Below are 10,894 nucleotides of genomic sequence, written 5' to 3' on the forward strand. Positions count from 1 at the left end.
ATGAAGCTGGCCGCCTGAACTGCAAAAGCGTGTCCAAACAACCGGAGCCGGTACACTCACGATTGAATTCATCGGCTATACGCGCTGCACGGACATGCGGCGGCACGTTGCGCTCATAGGCATCGAGCGGCCGACGCAACCGCTTTCTATAGATCAGCAACTCATCGAGTTCGCCGCTCAAAGTGCGGCGAACATAATCACGCACGTAGTCTTCATACGGCTCGCGTTTGAAAATGCGCGAATAAAGTTCGCGCTGGAATTGCTGCGCAAGCGGCGTCCAGTCGCTGCGAACGGTTTCGAGTCCTTTGTAGACGATCTCTTCGCTGCCATCGGGCAAAAGGCTCAAGCCTGCGTAGCGCTTCTTGCTGCCTTCCTCCGCGCCGCGGATCGTCGGCATGAAAAATCGCCGATAGTGCCGCTCGAACTGCAGTTCCAGCGCGCTCTCGAGTGCAAACCTCTCGCGCACGTCTTCCCGCCACCATGCGTTGACGCGATCGACGAGCGTGCGCCCGATGCGCGCCGCTTCGTCCTCGCTGTGCGCATGCCGTAGCCACACGAAAGTGGAATCCGTGTCGCCGTAAATCACTTCGTAACCTTCCGCTTCGATCAACTCGCGCGTGCGGCGCATGATTTCGTGGCCGCGCAGGGTGATCGACGAAGCCAGCCGGGGGTCGAAGAAACGGCATCCGGTAGAACCAAGCACGCCGTAAAACGCGTTCATGATGATCTTCAGCGCTTGCGACAACGGCTTGTTGTTTTCGCGCTTGGCTTCGTCGCGTCCCTTCCACACCTGACCCACGATAGCCGGCAAGCTGTGGCGCGTGCGCGAAAAACGCGCGCCGAGAAAACCGGGTACGGACTGTTCGTCATCGGGATGACGCATGCCATCGACAAGACCTGCCGGGTCGATCAAAAACGTGCGAATGATCGATGGATACAGACTCTTGTAGTCGAGCACCAGCACCGAATCGTAGAGTCCCGGGCGCGAGTTCATCACGAAACCGCCGGGACTTGCAGCGCCGACGACATCGCCGAGATTGGGGGCAACGAATCCTTGCCGATGCATCCGCGGCATATACAAATGCGTGAACGCTGCAACTGAACCGCCGTTTCGATCAGCGGGCAACCCCGTCACCGATGCACGTTCGAGCAGGAACGCAAGCAGTTCGGTCGCCGCGAAAATGCGCGTGACGAGTTCGCAATCCTTGAGGTTGTAGCGGGCGAGGGCGGGTTTGTCTTCATCGAAGCGACGCTGGATTTCGTCCATCCGCTGATACGGGTTGTCGATCGCCTTGCCTTCGCCGAGCATGGTTTGCGCAACGTATTCGAGGCTGAACGACGGAAAGCTCCAGGTCGCGGATCGCAGCGCCTCGATGCCATCGATCAGCAACCGGCCCGCCGCGCCCGCGAAGAAGTGGTTCTGCTTGAGACCGTGTTGCCGCCATTCCATGACGCTGCCGCCGCGACCCAGCCGCAGCGGCACGTTGTAGCGTTCCGAATGTTCCTGCAACACACGCAGGTCGAACTGGATCACGTTCCAGCCGATGATCGCATCAGGATCAAAGCGCTCGAGCCACTCGTTGAGTTTCTCGATAAGCTGCCCGCGTGTCTCGCAGTATTCGAGCTTGAAGTCGACGCCACTGCCATCGCCATTGGGCGGTCCGAGCATGTACACCTGACGCTCGCCGCAACCCTCTAGCGCGATCGAATAAAGCTCCGAACGCGCACTGGTTTCTATATCGAGCGACACTAGTTTTAAATTCGGCCGATAACCCGTCGCAGGTTTCAGTTCCGCATTGATGAGCGGATCGAAAGGCAAACCCTCGCCTTGGCGGTCGCCGTTGAAGACAACTGGCGCCGTAATGAAACGCTCCATCATGTACCGGTCGGGCGGAAAAACATCGGCTTCGTAAACGTCCACGCCGCCTTGCTTCAGGCGCCGTTCGAGCGCTGTCAGTTGCCGATATTGCGCGGTATAAAGCCCGAGCACCGGCCGGTGACTGAAATCAACCAGTTCAAGCGGCCGCAACTCCGCGCGTTTTTCACGCTGCATGACGGATTCTGCGCGCTCGCGGTGCGCCGCCGGAATGAACGCCACCGACTCTTGAGGACGCAGGCGAAGGTGGCGGGGACCATCGTCCGTCGCCAGCCAGAAATCGACGTCGGTGCCATCGGGCGTGTCACGCCAATGCCGCGTCAGAATGAAACCGCGTTGCTGCCCGCTCAAATGCCCGCCTCAAGAAAATCGTCGCTTACATGGATTTTAGTGGTTGCGCGCGTTTGGCGTCCGGATCGCTGGATCTTGAAGCTTTTTGTTCCATGTCGATTTCCCCTTCTGCCGATCGTCGTAGGATCAAGCAGGCGTCATTACGCCTGCTTTTACTCCTTTTAATTTTTACGCCGAGGTGATCGACGATGTCATTGCAGCTCTACGCCCATCCCTTTTCGTCGTACTGCCAGAAGGTCCTGACCGCGCTCTACGAGAACGGCACGCCGTTTGAGTATCGGCAATTGTCGAACGATGACCCGCAACCGATGGCCGAACTCGCCGCGCGCTGGCCGTTGAAACGTTTCCCGGTGCTCGTCGACGACGACCGTACGATTGCCGAATCGACAATCATCATCGAGCATCTTGCACTGCACTATCAGGGGCCTGTGCAATTGCTGCCGTCCGATCCGCGTGCCGCGCTCGACGTCCGCTTCATGGACCGCTTCTTCGATAACTACATCGCCACGCCCCAGCAAAAAATTGTGTTCGACTGCATGCGGTCCGAGGGCGATCGCGACCCGCACGGTGTAGCCGATGCCCGTGCCATGCTCGAAACGGCGTACGCATGGCTCGATAAAACCATGGCGTCCCGCACGTGGGCCGCGGGTGACCAGTTCAGCCTGGCCGATTGCGGGGCGGCGCCGTTCCTGTTTTACGCGGACTGGACGCATCGAATTGCGTCATCGTTTGAGAATGTCGTTGCGTACCGCAAGCGGCTTTTGGCGCGGCCGTCGTTTGCACGCGCGGTGGATGAAGCGCGGCCTTATCGAGCGTTCTTTCCGCTTGGCGCGCCCGACCGGGATTGACTTGACCAAAGGAAACTCGACGTCTAAAACCTCACGCCTGCTCTTGACGCGTTTATCGTCCGGTTACTGCGCGTTCGATTTTCCTGTCGGTCTTGTACTGGCTCAACGCGTAGACCGACCAGATCGCGGCGGGTATCCAGCCGATTATCGTAATCTGAAGTATCAGGCAGATGATCCCGGCGATCGGGCGCCCAATGGTGAAGAACTGAAACCAAGGCAAGATTAATGCGAGCAAAAGGCGCATGGATTTTCCTTATGGCTGGTCTGGTTGAGGAGGATTTGCAGCGATCCGATCTTGCTGGCTGTCTCAGCGGCAATATACAGCAAGGCCGCATGAGCCCCGCGTTCCCGGAAGCACGGTTCCCATTCAAACGCGCATCCATATGCGTGCACGTTTGATATCCATAGAAAAATTCCTACGTTTGCCACGCGCGTTGTGCGCCCTAGCATGTGAGACCCGGTTACCAGCCGGGCCGCTACTGCGCCTCCTTGCCCGATCCCAGACAGGAATTCCGTTAGATGAATGCACGACTTATCGCGCTTGCCGGCGCGACGACCCTTGGCCTTTCAATCGTGCTGAGTGGTTGCAGCAAATCCGAATCCGCCGCGCCTTCATCGCAAGCCTCCGCCAAGCCCGTCTCGGGCGGCGCGATCACATGGGGCGTCACGACCGAACCTGCGTGCTTTGATCCGCATCGTTCATCGCAGCAAAATGCGTTCTGGGTGATCCGCAATTTCATCGATTCGCTGATCAGCAAAAAGACCGACGGCACCTACTTGCCGTGGCTCGCGATGTCGTGGAGCGTCGCCGACGATGGCAAGACCTATACCTTCAATCTCCGCGATGACGTCAAATTCACCGATGGAACGCCGTTCAACGCGGCTGCGGTGAAGGCGAATTTCGATTACATCCTCGCTAATGTGAGCACGACGTCGGCATCGGCGTCATTGCTGGTCCACTTCGACCACGCAGAGGTCGTGTCGCCGACGGTAGTAAAGCTTGTCATGAAGCAGGCCGATTCCACGACGCTCGAATCGTTGTCGAGCGTGAAGCTCGGCTTCATCTCTCCGAAGGCATTGGCCGAGAACAAGGATCTGTGTGGCGGCGGTCCGGGCATCGTGGGGACGGGGCCGTTTGTATTCAAGTCTTACCAGCGCGGTCAGTCGGCCGTGTTCGAACGCAATCCGGATTACCGATGGGCACCCGGAAACGCGCAGCATCAAGGGCCTGCATATCTCGACCGCGTGACGTACCGGTTCCTGCCGGAAGCGGCTGTACGTACCGGCGCACTAAGTTCCGGGCAAGTCGACCTGATCGAAGGCGTGCAGCCAACAGACATCGGCGTATTCGATAAAGTCGATGGCTTCCAGTATCTGACGGGGCCATCGGCAACGACGTCGTTCACGCTCAACATCAACTACACGGTCGCACCCGCCAGCGACGTCCGTGTGCGCCGCGCGCTGCGTGACGGCTTCGATCTAGATGGCATCGTAAAGAGCGTTTATCTTGGCACCGTGCGGCGTGCGTACTCGAACATCGGACCGGACAACGCGGACTATGACGCAAGCCTCAAAGGTTCTTGGGGCACCAAGATCGCTGACGCAAACAAGTTGCTCGACGAAGCCGGCTGGACGCAGCGTGATAGCGAAGGATTCCGCACGCAAAACGGCAAGCGTCTTTCCATTGAAGTTGGCTATCCGCAGCCTTATGTGCGCGACAGCCGTGATGTGCTGATTCGCGCCGTGCAATCGGCGCTGCGCCAGAACCTCGGGCTCGACCTTGGCTTGAAGATCACCACGGCAGGCGACTTCGCCAACCAGAAGGCGACCGGCAACTGGACCATCTATCCGAACACGGACAACCCGTCTGACGTCGCGATGGAATTGTGGGACATGCTCGGCGACCAGGGCTTTCTCTACAACGCGATCAAGAATCCGGATGCGACCATCACGGGCGATATCAATCGTGCGCGTCTCCTGCCCGTAGGCGACGAGCGGCGCCAGTTGCTCGCCAAGATCCAGGCGCGCGCGGTGGATCAGGCGTTTGTCGTCCCGCTGTTTGCGCCGGCGTATCACCTCGCCGCGAAATCGAACGTGCACGGAATTGGTTTCGAACCGCAACTCGATGGTCCCGCAAGTTCCTACGATGTCTGGGTTGAAAAGCAAGGAGGCTGAGATGCTTGCGAAGATTGCCACGCGGCTGGGCACGGGCGTGCTGGTGTTATGGCTTGCTGCAACCGCTGCGTTCATTGCGATTCACGCGTTGCCGGGACGCATTGAGGATGTGCTCGCGGGAGATCTTGCATATCCCGGTTTGCGCGAGACCATCGCGGCGCAATGGGGACTGAATCGCAGTCTGCCCTGGCAGTACGGGCAATTCCTGTTGCGTCTCGGGCATGCGGATCTCGGCACATCGTTCGTAATGCAGCAGCCTGTTGCGGCCGTGCTGCAAAGCCAGCTTCTTCCTACGGCGCAGCTTGCAGGTTCGGCGGGTTTGCTCGCCGTCGTATTGGCGATCCTGATCGCGACGCTGACCGCAGGAACGACAACGTCTCATGGTGCGTGGGGCAGCCGCATCGCATCGGTACTCGAACTTACCTTCACGTCCACGCCCGTCTTCTGGCTCGGCATGCTGTTGCTGATCGCGTTCTCCTTTCAATTGCGGCTCTTCCCGGTCTCGGGCGCGAATGGCTGGCGTTCGCTCGTATTGCCCGCCGTGACGCTGGCGCTGCCCACTGCAGGGATCCTGTCGCAAGTCATGCGGGAGGCGCTTGAGGCCGCGCTTGAGAAACCCTTCGTGGTCACCGTTCGTTCGCGTGGCCTTGGCGAACTTGCGTTGCGCTTTCGCCATGTGCTGCGGCACGCGCTGCTGCCGGTCGTGACGCTGGGTGGATGGCTTATCGGCAGCTTGCTGGGCGGCGCGGTCATCACGGAGAAGATGTTCGGACGGCCGGGCATCGGCAGCGTGACGCTGAACGCGGTGACGTCGCAGGATGTACCGGTCGTGCTCGCGGTGGTGTTGCTCGCGGCCTTCGTGCACGTCGTGATCTCGACGCTGCTCGACGTCGCTTATCTTTTCATCGATCCACGGTTGCGCAGCGAATGAGCGAGATCAATTACCGTCCCTTGGCTTACCCTCGACATAGTCTGTTGAGGGGAGTACCCCCCGGCGTGGTGCTTGCCGCAGCTTTCCTGCTCGTCCTCGGGGCGGCGATAGCTTACCCGCCGCTCGTCACGCATTACGATCCGCTCGTGAGCGATATCGCCCAGACGCTGAAGCCACCGAGCGCGGAGCACTGGTTCGGCACGGATCGCATCGGCCGCGATGTCTTCGCACGGGTGATCTACGGCGCACGTTATTCACTGCTGATCGGTCTTGCCAGCATGATCGTGGCGCTTGTCATCGGACTCGCGATCGGCATGACCGCAGGCCTGGGAAAACGCCTCGCCGATGAATCTGCCTCACGCATTTTCGATGTCCTCTCCGCGTTTCCGCCAGTGTTGCTGTCACTGTTCGTGGTGACGTTTCTCGGGCAGGGGATCGTGAATATCGCGATTGCGGTGGGCATTGCCGGCATTCCGAAGTTCGGCCGCGTGCTGCGCAGCCAGACACTCGTGGTGCGCCGTGCCGATTATGTCACGCATGCAGTCAGTTACGGCTTGTCGCGCAGCCGCGTGTTCCTGCGCCATGTGCTGCCCAACGTGCTGGTCGTCGTGCCGGTGATCGCGACCATCGATATAGGCAGCGCGATCATCGCGGTATCGGCGCTGAGCTTTCTGGGTCTCGGCCCGCAACCGCCCACACCTGAATGGGGCGTGATGCTTGCCGAAGGACGCGACGTGCTGCGCGTGGCGTGGTGGCCGAGCGTGTTCCCCGGGATGGCGATTACGCTGACCGTCTTGGCGTTTTCTGTTATCGGCAAGTTCCTGCAACGGAAATACGAGGTACGCACGCGATGATCACCACGGCAAAAACGCTCGTCGATATACGCGGCCTCAGCGTGAGTTTCCCAGGCGCTAACGGCGGCCGGCCGCTCGTGCACGGCGTCGATCTTTCCATTCGTGCGGGTGAATGCGTCGCGCTCGTGGGCGAGTCCGGTTCGGGCAAGAGCCTGACCGCGCGCAGTTTGATCGGTCTGGCCGGCGCGCAGGCTTTGATCGATGCACGTCAATTCGATATCGACGGCCGTCCCGCCTTGCGCTTCACCGACCGTGAATGGCGCAGCTTGCGCGGCACGTTTGCGGGACTCGTGATGCAGGACGCGCTCGTGTCGCTCGATCCGCTGCGCACGGTCGGCGCGGAGATTGGCGAGGTGCTGGCGCATCATCGGCTCGTGCGTTCGCGGGGCGAGCGGCGCACGCGCGTTCATGCGGTCATGGGTGACGTCGGCATTCCCGATGCCGAACATCGTGCGACGCAATACACGCACGAGTTGTCGGGCGGCTTGCGGCAACGTGCGCTGATTGCATCGGCGATTGCGGCCGGCCCGGCGCTCGTGATCGCCGACGAACCCACCACTGCGCTCGATGTCACCGTGCAGGCCCAAGTGCTCGCCGTGCTTGCCCAGCGTCTTGCACAAGGCGTGGGCGTGTTGCTCATCAGTCATGATCTGGCGGTGGTTGCGGGTATCGCAGATCGTGTGCTCGTGATGCACGACGGCGAAGTCGTCGATAGCGGCACGACACAAAGCGTTCTCAACAATCCCTCGCATCCCTACACGCGCCAGTTGCTCGCGGCGCAGCCTTCTGCGCAATCGCGGGGGTATCGGTTGAGTTCGGCGCGGATCGTGTCCGATGAACCACACTCGGCGACTTTGATCATCCGCGAACCATTGCCGCCAAGACGCGCACGTTCGGAACAAGCGGTGCTGCGTGTCGATGCCATCGGCAAGCAGTATTCACGTCGCGGCAAGCATCGCGGCGAAGTCTTCACTGCGCTGCAGGACGTTTCGTTCGCCGTGCATGGCGGCGAGGTGGTCGGGATCGTGGGGGAGTCGGGTTCGGGCAAGAGTACTTGCGCGAACATCGTCCTGGGGTTGATCGCGCCGGATGCCGGCAACGTAGAATTTCTAGGTACACGCTGGAATGGTCCTGGCGTTTCCGAACGCATGCGTCGCGAGCTACGACCACGGCTTCAATACATTCCGCAAGACCCGCTCAGCTCATTCGACCCGCGTCATAGCGTGCAGCAGTTGCTCGAAGAAGCGCTATGGTCGAAGGCATTGCCAAAACCTTCGCTGCTTGCGCGCAGTGTCGAGTTGCTCGATCAGGTTGGACTGGACGCGGCTTTCCTTGCGCGGCGTCCATCGTCGTTATCCGGCGGCCAGCGGCAACGCGTAGCCATCGCGCGTGCGCTCGCGCCTGAACCCGCGTTGATCGTCTGCGATGAACCGGTGTCTGCGCTCGATGTCTATGTGCAAGCCCAAGTCCTCGATTTACTCGCCGAGTTGCAGGCGCGCCTGAATACGGCGCTGCTGTTCATTTCCCACGACCTCGACGTGGTGCGCCATCTCAGCGACCGCGTACTGGTGTTCAAGGACGGACGCATCGTGGAGGAGGGTGATGCCGAGCGGGTCTTCGCCGCGCCTGAGCATCCGTACACACGGCTGCTGATGTCCGCAACGCCCGCGCTGCGGCGTGCGGAGGAGCGCACGCCGGCGGAGATACCGTCGTTTGCGCTCGAACGCGAGTTGTCGTAACTCCGTTTCAGACCGCGAGGGCTGCGGCTCGTTCAGCCGTGTATCGATTCTCCGGAACTGCGAGGCCGAGATGGTCGCGCAACGTGGTGCCTTCATATTCACTTCTGAAGACGCCGCGCCGCTGGAGAATCGGAATCACGCCATCGACGAAATCCTGCAGGCCGCCCGGCAAGGTATCGGGCATCAGGTTGAAACCATCGGCGGCGCCGGCTTTGAACCAGCGCTCGATGTCGTCGGCCACTTGCTCAGGCGTACCCACGATCACACGATGCCCGCCGCCTCCCGCAAGCGCGCGAATAAGCTCACGGACCGTGTAACCATGCTGCCGCCCTTGCGCGAGCGTGGCGTGGAAGAATGTATGGTTGCCATTGCCCTGACCCGGCAACGTCAGATTGTCCGGCAGCTTTTCATCCAGTTTCAGGCGGTCGGGTGTGATTCCGAGCGTACCGGCCAGGCGCGTCAGGCTATAACTCCACGGGATCAGGTCCACGAGTTCATCGCGGCGGCGCAGCGCTTCCGCCTCGGTCGCACCTATGATCGTGGTCAGGCCCGCGAGCACCTTCACCGCATCGGGGCCGCGACCATAAGCAGCCGCACGCGTCTTGAGGTCTCGCGCATAACCCAGCGACTCATCGAATGATTGCGATGCCGAGAACACCGCTTCTGCGTGACGCGCCGCGAGATCGCGGCCATCGCCCGATGCGCCCGCCTGCACCAGCACCGGATAACCTTGCGGCGATCGCGGAACGTTAAGCGGGCCTTGCACGGAAAAGTGCGTGCCCTGATGCTCCAATGAATGCACCCGATCCGTGTCTGCGAACAATCCGGTCGCCTTGTTGCCGACGATCGCGCCCGCCTCCCAGCTATCCCAGAGCGCCTTGACGACGCTCGTGAATTCCGCTGCGCGGGCGTATCGCTCGGCGTGGTCCGGCACGGCAGCGCGGCCGAAGTTGCGGGCCGATCCCAAGTCGGCGGTCGTCACGACGTTCCATCCCGCGCGGCCGCCGCTGACATGATCGAGCGTCGCAAAACGGCGTGCGATGTTGTATGGCTCGTTATAGCTCGTGGAGGCCGTGCCGATCACGCCAATATGCGACGTCGCCGCCGCGATGCTTGCAAGCAGGATGGTCGGTTCGAGCGCGGTGATCGGGCGAAAGTTGATCTGATCGGCAATGGACGCGTTATCGGCGAGAAACACGGCGTCGAATTTCGCCGCTTCCGCAATCTGCGCGACGCGCACGTAGTGCTTCACGTCGATGAACGCGTGCGGATCGGCATCGGCAAGTCGCCATGCGGATGGCACGAAACCCGAATGCAGGATGTTGACGTTGAGATGCAGGCGACGGGGCGACAGGTTAGTCATGGACAGTCCGTTGTTTGATCTGCAGGCCGCAAGACCTGAGCTTTGATTGACCAGTCTTCCATTTTCAAGCCGGGCGCCGTTGAGCGCGACCAATAAATCCGTCAATCGATATACCGCATGGCACTAAGCGTTCAAGGCGCACGGCGCTTAAGCAAATTTGCAGCAAACCTTAGATCAAATCAATCGTTAAGCTGGCCAGTTTGCCTCGCTAGACTATTTTGTCGGCGTCGCAGCGCGCAAGCACAAGCTCATTCAACCAATCAAGGAGTACGCCATGGGCGTGACGGCCATCAATGTGCGCAACCAGTTCAGGGGGCACATCAAGGAGATCATTCGCGGGTCCGTGCTTTCGGAGGTCGACGTGGAGACGCCGAACGGAATCGTGACATCGGTCATCACGACACGGTCTATCGATGAACTTGAGCTCAAGGTCGGCACGGAAGTTGTTGCGCTGGTGAAGTCCACGGAAGTGTCCATCGCGCGTCTTTGAACGGCGTTTAATTTGCGGAGAAATGAATGACCACGTCAGCACCGTCGGACGCCGCGCTTTACGCGCGTTTCGCCGAAGTATTCAAGCACATTGGCGAAGGCGCGCTTGAGCGTGAGCAGAACCGCGAACTTGCGCTTGATGCAGTCGCGCAATTGAAGGAGAGCGGTTTCACGGCGCTGCGCGTGCCGCGGGAATATGGCGGTTCTGGCGTCAGTCTGCCGCAATACTTCCGCTTGCTGACGCGTTTGGGCGAAGCTGATTCGAACT

At 60.5% G+C, this 10,894-nt stretch carries 10 protein-coding genes; 7 read left to right on the plus strand and 3 right to left on the minus strand.

Translation table 11 applies throughout. The annotated features are described in order from the left end of the window. Positions 1-2,227: DNA polymerase II (locus ACFFAR_RS13650; protein ID WP_375508008.1), on the minus strand; the 2,227-nt coding region annotated here is incomplete at its 3' end. Between the two features lie 188 nt (positions 2,228-2,415). On the opposite strand from ACFFAR_RS13650, the gene ACFFAR_RS13655 reads away from it, so the two are divergent. Next, entirely contained in the window at positions 2,416-3,075 is a 660-nt protein-coding gene (locus ACFFAR_RS13655; RefSeq protein ID WP_075360223.1) for a glutathione S-transferase family protein, read from the plus strand. Between the two features lie 52 nt (positions 3,076-3,127). Here the strand turns inward: ACFFAR_RS13655 and ACFFAR_RS13660 are convergent, their stop codons facing one another. Beyond that, positions 3,128-3,319, minus strand: a complete 192-nt coding sequence (locus ACFFAR_RS13660) for a YqaE/Pmp3 family membrane protein (protein WP_062001051.1) — start codon at positions 3,317-3,319, stop codon at positions 3,128-3,130. Between the two features lie 275 nt (positions 3,320-3,594). Between ACFFAR_RS13660 and ACFFAR_RS13665 the strand changes: the two genes are divergently transcribed. From ACFFAR_RS13665 to ACFFAR_RS13680, 4 genes are read left to right on the plus strand one after another with little or no spacing between them, the layout of a single operon-like run. Next, on the plus strand, positions 3,595-5,250 hold the full coding sequence (locus ACFFAR_RS13665; protein WP_174362942.1) for an ABC transporter substrate-binding protein: 1,656 nt from the start codon (positions 3,595-3,597) through the stop codon (positions 5,248-5,250). A 1-nt stretch (position 5,251) separates the two neighbouring features. After that, positions 5,252-6,181 carry an ABC transporter permease subunit gene (locus ACFFAR_RS13670; protein ID WP_174362941.1) on the plus strand — a complete coding sequence of 310 codons (930 nt, stop codon included), beginning with the start codon at positions 5,252-5,254 and terminating at the stop codon, positions 6,179-6,181. Positions 6,182-6,225: 44 nt separating this feature from the next. Next, positions 6,226-7,035, plus strand: a complete 810-nt coding sequence (locus tag ACFFAR_RS13675; protein ID WP_375508009.1) for an ABC transporter permease — start codon at positions 6,226-6,228, stop codon at positions 7,033-7,035. Next, positions 7,032-8,774 carry a dipeptide ABC transporter ATP-binding protein gene (locus tag ACFFAR_RS13680; protein WP_174362939.1) on the plus strand — a complete coding sequence of 581 codons (1,743 nt, stop codon included), beginning with the start codon at positions 7,032-7,034 and terminating at the stop codon, positions 8,772-8,774. The genes ACFFAR_RS13675 and ACFFAR_RS13680 overlap by 4 nt, the downstream gene beginning before the upstream one ends. Positions 8,775-8,781: 7 nt before the next feature. On the opposite strand, the gene ACFFAR_RS13685 is transcribed toward ACFFAR_RS13680, so the two are convergent. Further along, positions 8,782-10,137 (minus strand): NtaA/DmoA family FMN-dependent monooxygenase, encoded by a 1,356-nt coding sequence (locus ACFFAR_RS13685; protein ID WP_174362938.1) that lies wholly within the window; start codon positions 10,135-10,137, stop codon positions 8,782-8,784. 274 nt (positions 10,138-10,411) lie between these two features. Here ACFFAR_RS13685 and ACFFAR_RS13690 point away from each other — a divergent pair, with 274 nt between their 5' ends. Together ACFFAR_RS13690 and ACFFAR_RS13695 are read left to right on the plus strand one after the other, a co-directional pair. Further along, positions 10,412-10,627 carry a molybdopterin-binding protein gene (locus tag ACFFAR_RS13690; protein WP_056359869.1) on the plus strand — a complete coding sequence of 72 codons (216 nt, stop codon included), beginning with the start codon at positions 10,412-10,414 and terminating at the stop codon, positions 10,625-10,627. 26 nt (positions 10,628-10,653) lie between these two features. Continuing rightward, a partial coding sequence (locus tag ACFFAR_RS13695) for an acyl-CoA dehydrogenase family protein (RefSeq protein ID WP_174362937.1) occupies positions 10,654-10,894 on the plus strand: 241 nt, incomplete at its 3' end.

It is taken from the genome of uncultured Caballeronia sp. (assembly GCF_964243625.1).
GTDB lineage: Bacteria > Pseudomonadota > Gammaproteobacteria > Burkholderiales > Burkholderiaceae > Caballeronia.

Bases quoted from the DNA above. Each gene is read 5' to 3' on its own strand.
- ACFFAR_RS13655 (WP_075360223.1), top strand. From the start codon at position 2,416: ATGTCATTGCAGCTCTACGCCCATCCCTTTTCGTCGTACTGCCAGAAG.
- ACFFAR_RS13660 (WP_062001051.1), bottom strand. From the start codon at position 3,319: ATGCGCCTTTTGCTCGCATTAATCTTGCCTTGGTTTCAGTTCTTCACC.
- ACFFAR_RS13690 (WP_056359869.1), top strand. From the start codon at position 10,412: ATGGGCGTGACGGCCATCAATGTGCGCAACCAGTTCAGGGGGCACATC.
- ACFFAR_RS13685 (WP_174362938.1), bottom strand. From the start codon at position 10,137: ATGACTAACCTGTCGCCCCGTCGCCTGCATCTCAACGTCAACATCCTG.
- ACFFAR_RS13680 (WP_174362939.1), top strand. From the start codon at position 7,032: ATGATCACCACGGCAAAAACGCTCGTCGATATACGCGGCCTCAGCGTG.
- ACFFAR_RS13670 (WP_174362941.1), top strand. From the start codon at position 5,252: ATGCTTGCGAAGATTGCCACGCGGCTGGGCACGGGCGTGCTGGTGTTA.
- ACFFAR_RS13665 (WP_174362942.1), top strand. From the start codon at position 3,595: ATGAATGCACGACTTATCGCGCTTGCCGGCGCGACGACCCTTGGCCTT.